16 protein-coding genes are annotated in these 16,564 nt (G+C 61.8%); 6 read left to right on the top strand and 10 right to left on the bottom strand.

Features of this window, described 5'->3' with window-relative positions:
- Positions 1–167 precede the first annotated feature (167 nt).
- Both ABWV42_RS07915 and truA read right to left on the bottom strand, forming a co-directional pair.
- The gene (locus ABWV42_RS07915) at positions 168–1,289 is read right to left on the bottom strand and encodes a beta-ketoacyl-ACP synthase III (RefSeq protein ID WP_353339653.1); all 1,122 of its coding nucleotides are present in this window, start codon (positions 1,287–1,289) and stop codon (positions 168–170) included.
- Positions 1,290–1,413: 124 nt separating this feature from the next.
- The gene (gene truA / locus ABWV42_RS07910; protein WP_353339652.1) at positions 1,414–2,181 is read right to left on the bottom strand and encodes a tRNA pseudouridine(38-40) synthase TruA; all 768 of its coding nucleotides are present in this window, start codon (positions 2,179–2,181) and stop codon (positions 1,414–1,416) included.
- A gap of 120 nt (positions 2,182–2,301) precedes the next feature.
- Between truA and ABWV42_RS07905 the strand changes: the two genes are divergently transcribed.
- Together ABWV42_RS07905 and ABWV42_RS07900 are read left to right on the top strand one after the other, a co-directional pair.
- Positions 2,302–3,717 (top strand): YcjX family GTP-binding protein, encoded by a 1,416-nt coding sequence (locus tag ABWV42_RS07905; RefSeq protein ID WP_353339651.1) that lies wholly within the window; start codon positions 2,302–2,304, stop codon positions 3,715–3,717.
- Positions 3,714–4,706 carry a YcjF family protein gene (locus ABWV42_RS07900; RefSeq protein ID WP_353339650.1) on the top strand — a complete coding sequence of 331 codons (993 nt, stop codon included), beginning with the start codon at positions 3,714–3,716 and terminating at the stop codon, positions 4,704–4,706. The genes ABWV42_RS07905 and ABWV42_RS07900 overlap by 4 nt, the downstream gene beginning before the upstream one ends.
- 2 nt (positions 4,707–4,708) lie before the next feature.
- Here the strand turns inward: ABWV42_RS07900 and ABWV42_RS07895 are convergent, their stop codons facing one another.
- The gene (locus ABWV42_RS07895) at positions 4,709–5,122 is read right to left on the bottom strand and encodes a group III truncated hemoglobin (protein WP_255109384.1); all 414 of its coding nucleotides are present in this window, start codon (positions 5,120–5,122) and stop codon (positions 4,709–4,711) included.
- A gap of 131 nt (positions 5,123–5,253) precedes the next feature.
- Between ABWV42_RS07895 and ABWV42_RS07890 the strand changes: the two genes are divergently transcribed.
- On the top strand, positions 5,254–5,967 hold the full coding sequence (locus tag ABWV42_RS07890; protein ID WP_353339649.1) for a VIT1/CCC1 transporter family protein: 714 nt from the start codon (positions 5,254–5,256) through the stop codon (positions 5,965–5,967).
- A 310-nt stretch (positions 5,968–6,277) separates the two neighbouring features.
- Positions 6,278–9,199 (top strand): isoleucine--tRNA ligase, encoded by a 2,922-nt coding sequence (gene ileS, locus ABWV42_RS07885; protein ID WP_353339648.1) that lies wholly within the window; start codon positions 6,278–6,280, stop codon positions 9,197–9,199.
- A gap of 57 nt (positions 9,200–9,256) precedes the next feature.
- On the opposite strand, the gene ABWV42_RS07880 is transcribed toward ileS, so the two are convergent.
- Together ABWV42_RS07880 and ABWV42_RS07875 are read right to left on the bottom strand one after the other, a co-directional pair.
- Complete coding sequence (locus ABWV42_RS07880) at positions 9,257–10,357, bottom strand: fasciclin domain-containing protein (RefSeq protein ID WP_353339647.1); 1,101 nt, start codon at positions 10,355–10,357, stop codon at positions 9,257–9,259.
- A gap of 110 nt (positions 10,358–10,467) precedes the next feature.
- The gene (locus ABWV42_RS07875; protein WP_353339646.1) at positions 10,468–10,932 is read right to left on the bottom strand and encodes a hypothetical protein; all 465 of its coding nucleotides are present in this window, start codon (positions 10,930–10,932) and stop codon (positions 10,468–10,470) included.
- Positions 10,933–11,058: 126 nt separating this feature from the next.
- Between ABWV42_RS07875 and ABWV42_RS07870 the strand changes: the two genes are divergently transcribed.
- The gene (locus tag ABWV42_RS07870; RefSeq protein ID WP_353339645.1) at positions 11,059–11,511 is read left to right on the top strand and encodes a methylated-DNA--[protein]-cysteine S-methyltransferase; all 453 of its coding nucleotides are present in this window, start codon (positions 11,059–11,061) and stop codon (positions 11,509–11,511) included.
- Here the strand turns inward: ABWV42_RS07870 and ABWV42_RS07865 are convergent.
- Both ABWV42_RS07865 and ABWV42_RS07860 read right to left on the bottom strand, forming a co-directional pair.
- On the bottom strand, positions 11,508–12,200 hold the full coding sequence (locus ABWV42_RS07865) for a CDP-alcohol phosphatidyltransferase family protein (RefSeq protein ID WP_255109370.1): 693 nt from the start codon (positions 12,198–12,200) through the stop codon (positions 11,508–11,510). The two genes, ABWV42_RS07870 and ABWV42_RS07865, sit on opposite strands and share 4 nt — an antisense overlap.
- Positions 12,201–12,251: 51 nt before the next feature.
- A complete protein-coding gene (locus ABWV42_RS07860) occupies positions 12,252–13,079 on the bottom strand; it encodes an NAD(P)-dependent oxidoreductase (RefSeq protein ID WP_353339644.1) in 828 nt (275 codons plus the stop codon).
- 158 nt (positions 13,080–13,237) lie between these two features.
- Here ABWV42_RS07860 and ABWV42_RS07855 point away from each other — a divergent pair, with 158 nt between their 5' ends.
- A complete protein-coding gene (locus ABWV42_RS07855) occupies positions 13,238–13,717 on the top strand; it encodes a DUF4405 domain-containing protein (protein ID WP_255109366.1) in 480 nt (159 codons plus the stop codon).
- Between the two features lie 34 nt (positions 13,718–13,751).
- Here ABWV42_RS07855 and ABWV42_RS07850 read toward each other — a convergent pair whose 3' ends face one another.
- The 3 genes from ABWV42_RS07850 to ABWV42_RS07840 form a co-directional block, all read right to left on the bottom strand.
- The gene (locus ABWV42_RS07850; protein ID WP_353339643.1) at positions 13,752–15,080 is read right to left on the bottom strand and encodes a DUF8689 domain-containing protein; all 1,329 of its coding nucleotides are present in this window, start codon (positions 15,078–15,080) and stop codon (positions 13,752–13,754) included.
- A gap of 114 nt (positions 15,081–15,194) precedes the next feature.
- Positions 15,195–15,695, bottom strand: coding sequence for a prepilin peptidase (locus ABWV42_RS07845; protein WP_353339642.1), 501 nt, complete (start codon positions 15,693–15,695; stop codon positions 15,195–15,197).
- Between the two features lie 11 nt (positions 15,696–15,706).
- The gene (locus ABWV42_RS07840) at positions 15,707–16,555 is read right to left on the bottom strand and encodes a tetratricopeptide repeat protein (protein ID WP_255109362.1); all 849 of its coding nucleotides are present in this window, start codon (positions 16,553–16,555) and stop codon (positions 15,707–15,709) included.
- Positions 16,556–16,564 lie beyond the last annotated feature (9 nt).

Genomic DNA, 16,564 nt, shown 5'->3' with positions numbered 1-16,564 from the left:
CCGATTTTGGCGAGGTGCCTACCGAGAATTAGAGTATCTACAGTGGCGCCATTTGTAAGTATGGGAAACCGCACCTAGGGGTGAAATTATACTGTCAATTTTGATAGGTTTTGCAGGCAGCCCTGCAAATATTGACAGTATCTACCATAGGTTGACTTAGCGTCACTCTAGTGTCGCCGAACGATAATCGATCCCACGGAATATCCGGCGCCGAAAGAGCAGATCAGCCCGGTGTCGCCAGACTCGAGATCCTTGGAGTTCTGCGCGAAGGCGATGATCGATCCGGCCGAGGATGTGTTGGCGTAATCCTGAAGGATATTGGGCTGTTCGCCGGCTTCCGGGGTGCGTCCGAGAACCTTTTTACCGATGAAATCGTTCATCGTCTTGTTGGCCTGATGCAGCCAGATGCGTTTCAGATCGTCGCTTTCAACGCCGTTGTCGGCCATGTGGTCGAGGATGTGCTTGGAGACCATCGGCAGCACTTCCTTGAACACCTTGCGACCGTTCTGCATGAACTGCATGTCGCGGCGGTCTTCCATGCCATAGGGGCGTGACCGGCGCAGGTAGCCGTTGTTGTTGCGGATGTTGTTCGAGAATTCGGTGGCGCAGCGGGTCGAGAGGATCTCGAAGTAGTCACCCTTGGCGTCGCTGTCGCGTTCGATCACGGTGGCCGTGGCGACATCACCGAAGATGAAGTGGCAGTCGCGGTCGCGCCATTCGAGGTGAGCCGAGCAGATTTCGGGATTGACCACGATGGCCTTGTTGGCCGATCCCGAGCGGACCATGTCGGCGGCGGCCTGGATGCCGAAGGTGGCCGAGGAACAGGCGACGTTCATGTCGAAGGCAAAGCCGCCGGCACCAAGCGCCTGCTGGATTTCGATGGCAACGGCGGGATAGGCGCGCTCCATGTTCGAGGCGGCACAGATCACAAGGTCGATTTCCGAGGCGTCGACCTGGGCTTCGGCCAGGGCCTTGTGACAGGCATCAACCGCCATTTCCGCCATCAGGGAAATCTCGCCATCCGCGCGTTCGGGGAACAGCGGGTGCATGACCTTGGGGTCAAGCACGCCGGTTTTGTCGATCACGTAGCGCTGTTCGATGCCCGAGGCTTTGACGATGAACTCGGAAGACGAGTGTTCCAGCGGTTCCATCTCGCCGGCGGCGATGGCCTCGGCGTTTTGCGCGTTCATCAGGTCAGCGTAGGCATTGAAGGTCTCGACCAACTCGTCGTTGGTGATGATCTGTTCCGGAGTGAAGACACCGGTGCCGGTGATGACGGGATTGAACATGGCGGACCTCGTGGCTGTGGTGGCGTCTAGCAATCAATATAGCACGAGGAATGGTCAAGGGATGCCCTAGGGGAAACCTTGGCGGGAATCTGAGATTTTCCCTTGTTTCGCGGGAATGCGGAGGTCAGGCGAAGGGATTGTCAGGGTAGCCGACGCCAGCAAGGTAGAGGCCCTGTGGCGGGCAGACCGGACCACAAGCGGCACGGTCGCAGGCTTCCAGCGCGTCGCGTACATCTTCGGGCGACCGGGCGCCTGCGCCGACCCGTTCAAGGGTGCCGACGAAGCTGCGGACCTGGTTGTGCAGGAAGGATCGGGCGCGCACGTGGAAATGTATTTCAGGCCCCCAGAGGGTTTCGACCCGTTCCACCCGCAGTTCGTCAAGGGTTTTGACCGGGCTGGCGGCCTGACAGATCGAACTGCGGAAGGTGGTGAAATCGTGGTTGCCGATCAGCATATCAGCCCCCGCCTGCATGGCGTCGGCGTCGAGTTGATGGCTGACTTGCCAGACCAGTCCGGCCTGATGGGTGGCCGGGGCGCGGCGCATCAGAAGGCGGAACAGATAGCGGCGTTCGGTGGCCGAGAAACGGGCGTGCCAGTCATCATCAACCCGCTTGGCGTCAACGATGGCGACGGGCAGGGGTTTGAGGTGGAAGTTCAGCGCCTCGGAGAGGCGGAAGGGATCCCAGTCTTTCTGGAGGTCGCAATGGGCCACCTGTGCCAGACCGTGAACACCCGCGTCGGTGCGGCCGGCAGCGGCAATGGTGTGCGGGCCTTTTTCCAGCTTGGCCAGCGCGTCTTCGATGGCGCCCTGCACAGAGGGTTGATCGGCCTGCCTTTGCCAGCCGGCAAAGGGGGCACCGTGATATTCGACTTTGAGCGCGATCCTAGGCATAGGACGCGCTTAGCGCATCTGGCCTTGAAGGAAAAGACGGGGAGTGATGCGACGTGCTTCCCCCCTAGTAAAGAGCTGGGGCGCTGCATAGGTTTGAGACAGATGGCATAGGGGGCAGATGTGGTGATTTCCACGCTTGCCGACGGCGTGACGCGCAGCGTCGAGGCGGTTGGCGATACGATTTCGGAAACCTTTTTCGAGCCGGTGATACGGTTGGGGGTCACCGGTCTGGCGCGGTCGGGCAAGACGGTGTTCATCACGTCGCTTGTGGCAAACCTGCTTGATCGGGGGCGGATGCCGGGATTGGTGGCCAATGCCGAGGGGCGGATCGAGGCGGCTTATCTGCAGCCGCAGCCGGATGATACGGTGCCCCGGTTCGACTATGAAACGCATCTGGGTGCCCTGACGGGACCGTCGCCGCAATGGCCGGACAGCACACGGGCGGTGAGCGAGTTGCGCCTGTCGCTCAAGGTGCGGCCTTCCGGATTGCTGGGGGGCTTGCAGGGGCCGCGGACGATCCACCTTGATATTGTCGATTATCCCGGTGAGTGGTTGTTGGACCTCGGGTTGATGGACAAGTCTTATGCGCAGTGGTCAGAAGAGGTGCTGGCGCGGATTGCCAACCGTGAAGAGGCGGTGGCGTTTCGTGGTCTGATCAAGGAGACCGACGCCGCAGAAGCCCTTGAGGAGCCAAAGGCGAAGGCGCTTTCCGAGAGTTTCACGGCCTATCTGAATGCGGCGCGTGAGGCGGGGTATTATGACTGCACGCCCGGGCGGTTCCTGTTGCCGGGGGATCTGGCGGGGTCTCCGGTGCTGACCTTTGCGCCCTTGCCAGAACAGAGCGGGATGCCGCGGCGGTCGTTGTGGCGCGAGATGGAGCGGCGGTTCGACGCCTACAAGGCGAAGGTGGTCAAGCCGTTCTTCCGCGATCATTTTGCTCGGATCGACCGGCAGGTGGTTCTGGTAGACGCGTTGGGCGCGATCCACAAGGGGCCTCAGGCCGTCGAGGACATGCGCGGGGCGATGGCCGATATTCTTGAGGCCTTCCGGCCAGGGTCAAACGGCTTTCTTGCGCGGCTGCTGCGGGGCAAGCGGGTGGAGAAACTGCTGTTTGCGGCCACCAAGGCAGACCATCTGCATCACCAGCAACATCCTCAGCTGACCGCGATCATGCAGGCGTTGACCCGTGATGCGGCAGATCGGGCGCGGTTTGCCGGGGCGGAGACGCGGGCGCTTGCGCTGGCTTCTGTGCGGTCCACAACGGAAGAGGCGTTGCGCCACGACGGGCGCGAATTGGACTGTGTGCGCGGAACGCTTTTGGAGAGCGGTAAGCAGGCGGCGTTTTATCCCGGCGACCTGCCGGAGGATCCCAGCCACCTGTTGACGCCAGCGCGGGACGGCGCGGAACGGTGGTTGGACGGGGAGTATCAGGTGATGAACTTTGCGCCTGCCAAGCTGACACTGAAGCCCGGTGAAGGGCCGCCGCATATCCGGCTGGATCGGGCCATCGAATTCCTCGTGGGAGACAAGCTATGAGCAAGGGGCCGGTTCTGATCGACCTTGAGAATGAGGATCACGCACCGTCGGTGGCCGAGGCGCCGCCGGTGCCGGATATCGCCGACCCTGTGCCTGAAGGACAGGCGATGCAGGTGGCGGCGCGGTTGGCGGCACGCCGACCGTCGCGGCTGGCGCGGTGGTTCTGGGCTTTGCTGGGCCTGTTGCTGTCGACCGTGGTGTCGGTTGCCGCGTGGGATTTCGTGACGGGGTTGATTGCCCGCTCGCCCATGCTGGGCTGGTTGGTGACGGGGCTTGTGGGGGCCTTTGTGCTGGTGGCGCTGGCGATTGCCCTGAAAGAACTGGCCGGGTTTGCGCGATTGCGTCGGGTTGATGCGTTGAAGGCGCAGGCAGATAGGGCGCTGACGTCGAAAGACCTGAAGGCCGCGCGCCGGGTTGTTGACCAGATGGAGCGGCTTTATGCCGGGCGCGAGGACACGGCATGGGGGCGGCAACGCCTGAGGGAGCGACGCGGCGACGTGATGGATGCCGATGCGCTTTTGGGGCTGGCCGAGACCGAGCTTTTGCGGCCGCTGGACCTTGCGGCAGAGGCCGAGATCGAGGCGGCGGCGCGGCAGGTGGCAACCGTGACGGCGCTTGTTCCGCTGGCGCTGGCGGATGTGGTCACTGCCCTGACCGCGAACATCCGCATGATCCGCCGCATCGCCGAGGTTTACGGCGGACGCGCGGGCACGTTGGGAAGCTGGCGCTTGTTGCGGGCGGTGATGACGCATCTCGTGGCGACGGGGGCCGTGGCCGTGGGCGATGACCTGATCGGATCGCTGGCCGGGGGCGGCGCGCTGGCCAAGGTGAGCCGCCGGTTTGGCGAGGGCCTTGTCAACGGTGCCCTGACCGCGCGCGTGGGCGTGGCGGCCATGGAAGTCTGCCGCCCGCTGCCGTTCGTGGCGACGAAGCGGCCCGGTGTCAGCGGCCTTGTCAAACGGGCGCTGACCGGGCTTTTCGGGGGCTGAGATCAGTCAAGAACCGGCACGGCACCGGCGCGTTGGCGGACGTTTTGCAGACCATAGCGCAGGCCCTCGCCGATGCGATGCGCAAGGGCCGAGAATTGCCGTGCGGTGAGGGGCGGCAGAGTGTCTGTCAGAACCTCGTCGAAGAGGGCGAGCCAGAGCTCGAAATGTTCGGGCTGCACATGCGGGCTTTGCATGTGGGTCATCATCGGGTTGCCGTTGTAGCTACGCTCTTTCAGGATCGCATTGCGCCAGAAACCGGCGATCTTGGCCTCGTGTTCGGGCCAGGCGTCATCGGCGATATGGGCGGCAAAGACCGGCCCCAGAACCTCGTGGGTACGGATGCGCGCATAGAAGGCGGTCATGACCGTGTCGATCTGTTCTGCGGTGATGTCGAACATCTGCAAGGGGTTGGACATGTGCGTTTCCTTTCGTCCTGTGGTGCATTTGGGTGTTCGCGTTCGGGATTGAAAGGGCCATAGCGCAAGCGGCGCGGGCAACCGTTGACCTAGCGCAAGGAATTCGACGGAAATGGCGCTAGGGTTGGGGCATGGTGGAGCATGGCCACAGCCAGGACGATGTCCAAGCCCGGATCGGTGCACCGCGCGGAAGAGGGTTTCTGCGCGACCTTGTCTATGGGGGGATCGACGGCTCGATCACCACATTCGCCATCATCGCCGGGGTGGCGGGCGCGGGGCTGGACCCCTGGGTGATCGTGGCGCTTGGCTTTGCCAATGTGCTGGCCGACGGGTTTTCCATGGCAGCGGGCAATTTTTCCGCGACCAAGGCGGAACTGGACGATCTGGCGCGGCTTCGTGAGGTGGAGCGGCGGCACTTGCGGGACTACCCGGAAGGCGAGCGTCTGGAGATCCGTGAAATCCTGCGGCTGAAAGGGCTTGAGGGGGAGGTTCTCGAGGCGGCGACGGATGCGATCGCGGCCAATGAGGAGGCTTCGGTGCAGCTGATGCTGGAGGGGGAATACGGCTTGGCAAGTGTCGATCCGCACCCGTGGAAGGCGGCGGTGATGACCTTTGTGGCCTTTATTGCAGCGGGTGTTATCCCCTTGATTCCCTTTGTTTTCGGGTTTGAGGGTGCTTTCCTCTATTCAGCCATTGCCACCGCGGGCGTGTTCTTTGGCATTGGCGCGTTGAAGAGCCGCTGGGCGCTTGTCGCCTGGTGGTGGTCGGGTCTTGAGACGCTGGGGATTGGTGGCGTGGCGGCGGCGATTGCCTATGCGGTGGGGACGTTGTTCCACCTTGGCTAGGGCGCCGGTTCGCGGTTGGTTTTTCGAGGGCGTTGCGATGCGTTGGGAACGCCGGGGGCGCGGCCCCCGGACCCCCGGGGTATTGGGGCCAAGAAGAAGCCTGTGGGAGCGCAATTGCCGCGAGCTTTGAGGCTTTACCCTGCTGCGGCTGGGGCCTATAACGCGGGCCATGATGACACGCCCTTTCGCGATCATTATTCGAATTATATGCCCGGCGCTCTGATCCAGACGAGCCGCCGGGACAAGGCGTATGGGATACCGCGCCGCCCCTCATCCCTGACAAGATACGACCATTGCAAGGACGCCAAAGATGTGCGCCGAGACACCTGAATATAAAGACACGCTGAACCTGCCGAAGACCGATTTCCCGATGCGCGCAGGTCTTCCCAAACGCGAGCCGGAATGGCTCAAGCGCTGGGCGGAGATCGGCATCTATGACATGCTGCGCCAGAAGGCGGAGGACGCCAAGGCGGCGGGCACCCCGCGCGAGAGCTTTACCCTGCACGATGGCCCGCCCTATGCCAACGGGCACCTGCACATCGGTCACGCGCTGAACAAGATCCTCAAGGATATGGTGGTGCGCAGCCAGCAGATGATGGGCAAGGACGCCCGTTACATCCCCGGCTGGGACTGTCACGGTCTGCCGATCGAATGGAAGATCGAGGAACAGTACCGCAAGAAGGGCAGGAACAAGGACGACGTGCCGGTTGTCGATTTTCGCCAGGAATGCCGCAAGTTCGCGGATGGCTGGATCGACGTGCAGCGCGAGGAGTTCAAACGTCTGGGCATCACCGGCAAGTGGTCGAAGCCCTATCTGACAATGGATTTCCGCGCCGAGCGGATCATCGCGGAAGAATTCATGCAGTTCCTGATGAACGGCACGCTGTACCAGGGCTCGAAGCCGGTGATGTGGTCGCCGGTTGAAAAGACCGCGCTGGCCGAGGCGGAGATCGAGTATCACGATCACAAGTCGCACACGATCTGGGTGCCGTTCTCGTTTGCCAATGCCGAAGGGGATCTGGCCGAGGCGCGTGTCGTGATCTGGACCACGACCCCCTGGACCATTCCGTCGAACAAGGCGGTCGCCTACAACAACAAGATTGCCTATGGCCTCTACCGTGTTGAGGCGACCGAGGAAGAAAGCTGGACCGCGGCGGGGCAGCTTTACATCCTCGCGGACGCGCTGGCCGAAGATGCGCTGGGCAAATCCCGTGTGACCGAATTTGCGCGTGTGCGCGATGTGGCTGCGGACGAAATGGCGGATCTGATCTGTAAGCACCCGTTCAATGGTCTTGAGGGCGCCGATGGCTTCTGGGACTACGAGGTTCCGATGATCGATGGCGACCACGTGACCGACGATGCGGGGACGGGGTTCGTGCATACCGCGCCCAGCCATGGTGCCGACGACTATGAGGCCTTTGTTGCGCGCAACTGGATCGACCGCATGACGCACAATGTGGGTGAGGAATCGGAATTCCTGCCGCATGTGCCGTTCTTTGCGGGGCTTCAGGTCTTTGATCGCAAGGGCAAGGAAGGCAAAGCCAACAACGCGGTGATCGCCAAGCTGGTCGAGGCGGGCGGTATCATTGCGCGTGGGCGTGTCTCGCACTCTTATCCGCACTCGTGGCGTTCGAAGGCACCCATCGTGTTCCGCAACACGCCGCAGTGGTTTGCCAGCGTCGACCGCGAGGTGAACGACGGCAAGGACCAGTATGGCAAGACCATCCGTGAGCGGGCGCTGACCTCAATCGACCAGTTGGTCGAGTGGACGCCGAAGACTGGCCGCAACCGCCTGTATTCGATGATCGAGGCGCGTCCTGACTGGGTGCTGTCGCGTCAACGGGCCTGGGGTGTGCCGCTGACCTGTTTCACCAAGAAGGGCGCGCTGCCGACGGATGCGGATTTCCTTCTGCGTGACGCGGCGGTGAATGCACGTGTTCTCGAGGCATTCGAGGCCGAAGGGGCGGATGCCTGGTATCAGGAGGGCGCGAAGGAGCGTTTCCTTGGCAATGACCACAATCCGGACGAATACGAGCAGGTCTTTGACGTGCTGGACGTGTGGTTCGACTCTGGTTCGACCCATGCTTTCGTGCTGCGGGATCGTGAAGACGGGTCGGATGACGGCCTGGCGGATCTCTATCTTGAAGGCACCGACCAGCACCGTGGCTGGTTCCATTCGTCGATGTTGCAGGCCTGTGGCACCCTTGGCCATGCGCCCTATCGCGGGGTTCTAACGCACGGGTTCACGCTGGACGAGAAGGGCATGAAGATGTCCAAATCGGTTGGCAACACCATCGCGCCTGAACAGGTGGTCAAACAGTATGGTGCGGATATCCTGCGCCTCTGGGTGGCCCAGTCTGACTATACCGTTGACCTGCGGATCGGGCCGGAAATCCTCAAGGGTGTGGCGGACAGCTATCGCCGCCTGCGCAACACCATGCGCTTTATTCTTGGCTCGCTGTCCGAATTCTCGGAAGCGGATCGCGTTGAGGTTTCGGAGATGCCGGAACTGGAGCGTTGGGTTCTGCATCGCCTTGCGGAGCTGGATCACAAGGTGCGCACCGGTTACGCGGCTTATGACTTCCAGGGCGTGTTCTCGGCGGTGTTCAACTTTGCCACCGTGGAGCTGTCGGCCTTCTACTTCGATATCCGTAAGGATGCGCTCTATTGTGATGGCGACACTGCCCGTCGCAAGGCGACCCGCACCGTTCTGGACATCCTGTACCACCGCCTGACCACCTGGCTGGCGCCGGTGCTGACCTTTACCATGGAAGAGGTCTGGCTCGAGCGGTTCCCGGGTGAGGGATCGTCGGTGCATCTGGTGGATATTCCCGATACCCCGGCGGATTGGCTGAACGAGCCGCTGGCGGCGAAGTGGGCGCAGGTGCGCGACGTGCGCCGTGTCGTGACTGCGGCGCTCGAGATCCAGCGGACCGACAAGGTGATCGGGGCGTCGCTTGAGGCGGCTCCGGTGGTGCATGTGCGCGATGCAGAGGTGATCGAGGCGCTGAAGAGCGTGAACTTTGCCGATATCTGCATCGTGTCGGATGTGATCCTGTCGAACGACCCGATGCCTGCCGAAGCCTTCCGCCTGCCGGAAGTCGAAGGTGTGGGCGTGGTGTTCGAGAAAGCCGAGGGCGAGAAGTGCCAGCGGTGCTGGAAGATCCTGCCCGATGTCGGGCGCCACAGCCACGCAGGTGTCTGCGGGCGCTGTGACGAGGCGCTTGGCTAAGCCAGAAACAGGAAACGCGGCCCCCCGAGGCCGCGTTTTTCGTTTTAGGGTCGGCGATCAGAACAGGAAGTCGTCGGCGTCGACGCCGCGTGCCCAGAAGCCGACGAGGGTGATCGAGTCGCTGCCGTCGAGATCGATGGTGGTGCGGAAGAAGCCCTTGTGGATGTCGTGGGCGATGTCGTCAAAGCTGTCGATGCCGTCATAGCCCGACAGGTCAATCACGTCGTGGCCGGGGCGGAAATCGAGGATGTAGTCGTTTCCGTCACCTGCCTTGAAGCGGAATGTGTCGTCACCGTAGCCGCCGACGAGGATGTCGTTGCCGGTGCCGCCGTCGATGGTGTCTTCGCCACGGCCGCCGAAGATCCTGTCGCGTCCCTCTTCGCCGATCAGGACATCATTGCCGCGCTGACCGCTCAGGACATCGCGTCCTGCGCCACCGATGGCGACATCATCCCCCGAACCGGCTCGGATGAAATCGCGACCGCCGTTGCCATCGACAAAGTCATTGCCGCGTCCCGTGAAGAAGTGTTCGCTGCTGCCGGTGCCGATTTCAAAATCGGTGTGCGGGGCGGTGAGGATCGACGACACCGCGGCGGGCAGGAGCACGCCGTCGATGATGTGGATGATACCATTGTCGGCCAGGTTGTCGGTGCTGATGATGCCGGGATTGGTAAGGCCGTTGTCGAGGTCGATCAGGCTTGCCGGGGTGGTGTCAAAGTCGGTCGTGAGGTTTTCACCAAGCAGGGTGGCAATGGCGGCATTGTCGCCAAGGCCGATCACGTCATTCAGGGTAAAGACGCCGGGGGCGACGTGGTAGGTGAGGATGTCGGTCAGGATGCCAGAGGCGTCCCCTTTGCCGAGAAGGGTCAGCACATCGGCGAGAAAGCCGACGGTCGCGCCTTCGTTCAGGGGCGCCGCGTTGCCGGTCACAGAGGCGATGGTGGTGGCAAGACCGGTGAAGGCATTGTCTTCGGGGGCGAAGACCGTGAGGTTGGGAACCGTGTCGAGCGCGGCGACAAGGCCGATATTCAGAAAGAGCGGGTCCGAGATACTGTCTGCGGTGATCAGCAGATCGCGCAGGATGTCGAAGTCATTGCCATTGGAGTCGTAGCCGCTTGCATCGCTGAGGGCGATAACGGTGCCGGTTATGCTTGCCATGTGAGTTCCTCCCCGTGAACTTTTGGACATTTGGAATGCCCGGTTTACGGGTGAGGGGGCGGGGCCGATCACTTAGGGCGGTAACGACTTCGTGAGGTCCCCCCGCGGGTTTAGCCGCCGTTCACGACGTCATGTGCTGTTTCGGCGGCGGCGGGTGCAAGCACCGCAGGCGGGAAGAGGATGCCGCCAATCCGAAGGAAGTTGCAGCGGAAATAGGCGATCTGGCCTTCTTCGAGGGTGACATTGTGAACAACGTTGTTCTCGGAATGCGCCGATACGACATGGGCGCCGGGTGGCAGCGGGATGACCATGGCCCGACGTTTTTCGCATTTGCCGACGGGCTGATCATCGACCTTGATGCTGGGGTAGTAGATGTCGCCGACGAGGCCCGTGTAGCCCTTGTCACCATAGACAATCACACCGGTGAAACCGGAACTGCCGTCAAGATAGGAGGCGGGCAGGGTATCGACATCGGCGTGAGGGTGGATGACGGCGCCGTCGACGGTTGTCGCGTCTGGTGTGGCACAGGCGGCGACAAGAGCGAGGGCGGACAGGCTGGCGGCAACTCTGAGCATGATGAAATCTCCCTTGGGCGGCAGTCTGCGCGGGGTGTGGCGATGAATCAATGCTCTTGGCCCGGTTCTTGCGCAAACGGTGTGTGACGGCTTGCCTGTACTGTGCGGCTGGCGCAGGGTTGCGGCATGGCAGAGAGAACAGTTGATAGCCCCGTCGGGCGTTTGCGGATTGTCGAAGAGGACGGCGCTATTGTGCGTCTGAACTGGGGAGAGGGGGGCGCAGATGAGACCCCTTTGCTACGGGAGGCCGAGGTGCAGTTGGCGGAGTATTTCGCCGGTCAGCGCGAGGTGTTCGACCTGCCTTTGCATGTTGAGGGGAGCGCGTTCCAGAGAGCGGTCTGTGATGCGATGCTGGCCATTCCCTTTGGCTATACCCGCACCTATGGCGAGATCGCCAAGGACGTGGGCGTGCCTGCGCAGGCGGTGGGGCAGGCCTGCGGCGGCAACCCGATCCCGATCATCATTCCCTGTCACCGCGTGATGGGGGCGAAGGGGCTGACCGGGTTTTCTGGCGCTGGTGGGGTCGAGACCAAGGTGGCGCTTTTGCGCCTCGAGGGGGCGGGCGGGTTCCTGCTCTAGCCGCGCTTGGGCAGGAGTTGTTGCGCGACGCCTGCGAACAGGAGGTAGACCGAGGTCACCACGAGGCCCCAATGTGCCCAGCTTTCGGGGTGGAAATCGACCCAGGCGGCCCAGCCGGCAAAGAATGTCCACGCCAGGGCCATCGGCAGTGACAGGAAGCGCCAGCGTTCCGTGCGGACAGGGTGGATGAACTTGAGCGGCAGGAACATCGAGACCGCAAGCGCAGACACAAGAACGAAGGAAATCCAGAAATTGGGTTCCAGCGCGAAGATGACAAGCACCACCATGTTCCAGCAGCCTGGGAAGCCGGCAAAGGAATTATCCTTTGTTTTCATCCGAGTGTCGGCAAAGTACATGGCGGATGCGAAGGTGATCACGATGATCGAGGCCCATCCGGTCCAGCCGCCCATGAGGCCCGATTTGAACAGGGCAAAGGCAGGAATGAAGACATAGGTCAGGTAGTCGATGATGAGATCGAGCAATACCCCGTCGAACTCCGGTGCGTATTTCTTGACGTGGAAGTGACGCGCCATCGGGCCATCGAACCCGTCCACGATGAAGGCGACAACCAGCCAGAGGAACATGAGATCCCACTTGGCGTCGACGGCGGCGAGCATGGCCAGCATGGCGAAAACGGCGCCGGTTGCGGTAAACAGGTGAACGGACAGGGCACGGGATTGGGGTGTCATTGCGGTGTCATGCCGGAAAACGGCGGGAAGTGCAATGAGATGGCGGTCACATCATGGTGCACCGCCGGGTTTGGGGCGTGGAGCAAGCTTTCTGATCGCTGATTGCACGGTTTCCGGCAGGGCGAGGTCTGCGCCTTCGGGGGCGGCGTCGAGGGCCGAGGCGACGTCTTTGACAAGGATGCCAATCGTGTTGTCTTCGGCCCAGCCATCGCGGGCGAATTCGATTTCGTCAAAGCCCGAGGCCAGCCAGTTCTGGCCCGAAGAGGTGTGGATCAGGTTCAGGAGGCGGGTCTCATCAAGGCCGGCATCGTCGGCCCAGTTCAGCACGAGGCGGGTCATGGCGGTGTGGGAGGCGGCAAGGAGGTTGTTGAGCACCTTGGCTTGCATCCCCATGCCGTAGTCGCCCATGCGGTGAAAATGTGCGCCCATGGCATCGAACAGCGGCTGGTGGGCATCGAGCGTGGTGTCGGTACCGCCGAGCATGAAGGACAGGCGGGAGTCTTCTGCGGCGATGGCGGCGCCGGACATGGGGGCATCAATCAGGGTGATGTGGGGCGGAATGCGCGGGCGCAGGTCGTGGATGTAACGCGGTGAGAGGGTCGAGGAGAGGATGATTGTCTTGAGATTGGGCGCGGTTGCGAGGTTTTGCGCGCCAAACAGAACGTCCTCGGTTTGCGCAATGTCCCGTACGACGGTGATCAGGATGCGCAGGTCTTGCGAAAATGCATCTAGCGGACGCATGTGCGGCGAAAGGGCTGCAAAGTCAGAGGCGGGCCGGACGTCATAGCCGAAGGCGTCGAAACCTGCCTTGAGAAGGGATGCCAGCATGGGGGCCCCCATGCGCCCACACCCCGCAACGCCGATACCCGATAGTGTCATGTTTTCCTCCCGCTATTTGGCCGAAGTCTAGGCGGCTGAAACCCCTGTTGCACGCCGGAAATTTGGCCTCGGGCGAAAGAGGATTTTCTTTCTCATTTGCGCGACGGAATGGGGCCGGCGGGACGTTCTAGGGACGTAACAGCGGCATGGAGAGTAAAATGTCTGGTTTGCGTAAATGGGCGACCCCTCTGACGGTTGGCACCTTCCTGATCATGGGGGTGACGGGGGTTCTCATGTTTTTTCACCTCGAGAGCATGTTGAACAAGGTGATCCATGAATGGGCCGGTTGGGCGATGGTGGTGGGTGTTGGTGCGCACCTCGTGTTGAACTGGCGGGCCTTTACCACCTATTTCAAGCGGCCGCTCGCGAAGGGCATCATGGTTTTCTCGGCGCTGCTTCTGGTGGTGTCGTTCCTGCCGACCAATGGCGGCGGCAACCCGATGAAGATGGCCGTTGACAAGATGCAGGACGCCCCCATCGAGGCGGTGATTGCCGTTTCCGGCATGGGGTTGGCGGACGGAATGCAGGCATTGGCCGATGCGGGTGTGGATGTTGCGATGGGCCAGAGCCTGAGCGCGGCCTCCGGGGGCGATCGCGGGGTGCAGATGGCCGCGATGCAGGCCTTGTTTGCCAATTGAGGAAAAGGCCCGGTGGTGTGCCGGGCCTTTTCAGTTACTTCACGATGTGCTCATCCTTGACGAACATGTTTGCCCAGGCGCGATCTATCAGGTCGGGGGTCATCTGGTAGGGGATGCCCTCGAATTCGCAGATCGAGATCATCTGGTCGATCAGGAAGACCGGCTGGTAGTTTGCGTAGACGTTGTTGATCGTCGGATACTTTTTCTTGAGAAGATGGATCAGCGCGGCCTCATCGAGCGGCATGCCCTTTTTCTTGGCCACAAGCGCAAAGATCTTGAGGAAGTTTTCCTGGCTCGGGCCGTCGATCTTGATCTTGAAGAAGATCCGGCGCAGGGCGGCCTGGTCGAAAATCTCGTTGGGGTGAAAGTTGGTCGAAAAGATCACCAGCGTGTCGAAAGGCACTTCGAATTTTTCACCCGATTGCAGGGCGAGGATGTCCTTGTTTTCTTCCAGCGGCACAATCCAGCGGTTGACCAGAGACTGGGGCGGTTCTTCCTGGCGGCCAAGGTCGTCGACGATGAAGATGCCGCCGGTGGACTTGAGCTGGAGCGGGGCCTGATAGGTGCGGGCGGTCGGGTTGTAGACCAGATCGAGCATCGACAGGGACAGTTCGCCGCCGGTGATCACGGTGGGGCGGTCGCATTTCACATAGCGGGTGTCAAAGCGGGCGACACGACGCAGGGAGTTGGGGTTCTGTTCGTCGCCCTCGGCCTTGGAGTGGACGATCGGGTCATAGACGGTGATCACCTGACCGGCATATTCGATGGCATAGGGGACATAGATCTTGTCGCCCATCGCGTCGCGAATTCCGTTCGAGATCGAGGACTTACCGTTGCCCGGCGGGCCGTACATCAGGATCGAACGGCCAGCGCCCACGGCGGGGCCAAGTTGGTCGAGCAGGGTTGGCGGCAGGATCAGGTGGCCCATGGCCGAGGTCAGTTGGTTGCGGGTGATCTGGATGTTGCGGATCGACTGGCGTTTAACCTGTTCGCGGTAGACATCGAGCGGCACCGGCATCGCTCCGTAGTATTCGGATTGCGACAGGGCATCGAGGGCGCGGGATTTGCCTGCGTCGGTGAGCTGGTAGCCCATCTCGTTGCCGCTATTGGCATTGAGTGTGCCGGTGGCTTCGAGCAGGCGTTGTTCACGTGCCATATCGACCAGTTCCTGCGTGACCGAGGATGGCAGACAGATTGCCTTGGCGATGTCGGTCACCATGTCGACGTTCTTGCGGAACATGGTCTTGAGCAGGATGTCCCGCATCATGACGATAGGGAGCTGCATCTCGGCAAGGGTGCGCGGCGGCGGGGGCGGCGTCACGTTCGAGGTAGGGGCCATGTCAGCGTTGGTTTGCACGTTCATCGGTATGACCTCGCAAAAAGGCGTTTTGTTTTGCGGGGATACGTGAAGACACAGGACGCCCGCCGGATTCGAGAGTCATTTAACCGGGGAAAGGTGGCGATTTTCGGGCCGAGGTCAGGCGCCGAAGAGAATTCCGAGACCGAGGTAGAGCGCAAGCGTGCCGCCAAGGGCGAGGCCCATCGGGAAATCCCAGCCCTGATCCCAGCTTTCCCAATCGGGTACGAGGCGCCGGATCGGGGAGTGTTTGGCGATGCGGTGGGTTGTCCAGGCTGCCAGCAGGTTTGCGGTGAAGAGACCGATCAGAAGGTGCAGATCGCCAAGGAAGACAAAGGGCGCGGCGGCGGCGGCGAATTTTGCATCCCCCGCACCGACAGCTCCGCCGGCGTTCAGAACCATGCCCACCAGAAGGATCACGATGACATGCACCAGTTGCCAGCCATAGATCGGCAGGGGCAGGGCGATCAGCCCCACCACGAGGTAGACGGCAAGCAGGATCAGAACCGACTTGTTGGGAATGCGCATTGAGCGCATGTCAGACCACGCGACGTAGAAGCAGATCGGCAGCACGAAAGGCATGAACCAGAGGGCCGCCGAAGAGGGGATCTGCATCTCCATGTGGGCCGCGATCAGCTTTCTTCGAGAGCGCGCAGCGAACGGACGGCTGCTTCGAAGTGTTGCGGGTGCGTGTCGATGGCCTCACGCAGGAGGGCCTTGCCGGTCTTGGTGTCGTTCTGCTTGATCGCCGAGAGAGCGAGCGTGTGCAGGAGTTGGGCGCGTTCGGTCTGGTCCATCGGGAAGATGGGCAGGGTGTACTTGCGCTGGGCACCCCGGGCGAGAACCATGTTGTTCTTGGCCGTGAACAGGGATGCATCCTGGCGGATGGCTTCACCGAACAGGCGCTCGGCCTCGGAATAGTCGCCGCGGGTCAGCTTGGAATAGCCCCAGTTGTTCATCACGCCCGCGGGGCGGGTGGTGAGGCCAATGGCGGTTTCATAGTAGCTGTCGGCCTTGTTCCACTCTTTGTTGGAGTCGGCGATCATGGCCTCGAGGCGATAGCGTTTGAAGGTTTCATGCGTCGGCGGGATCGAGTCGAGCTGCTTTTCGGCATCTTCCCATTGTCCGGCGCGGATCAGGGCATCTGCAAGATCGACACCGTCCACGTTGGTCGCGTCTGGGTGTTTCACGACGTTTTGCCATGCGCTGACACCTTCGGTGTAGCGCCGCGCGCGGATCAGCGAGATGGCGAGGCCGCGACGGATGTCGATGCGGTTGGGATTGTCCGAAAGCGTGCGCTGGAAGTAGGCGACGGCCTCATTCGGGTCGGCCACGGTCAGCATCACATCGGAAAGGTTGGCTTCGTCCAGAGCGTTTACATTCTGGAACGTCCGGTCAACGGAGCCATCGTTATTGCCTGCACAGCCCGAAAGGGCGAACGCACCTGCCACACACAGGGGTACGAGAAAAAAGTGGCGCATTTTTGCGTC

It is taken from the genome of Pelagimonas sp. KU-00592-HH (genome assembly GCF_040369695.1).
Lineage (GTDB): Bacteria > Pseudomonadota > Alphaproteobacteria > Rhodobacterales > Rhodobacteraceae > Shimia.
This window is presented reverse-complemented; position numbering and strand designations above follow the sequence as displayed.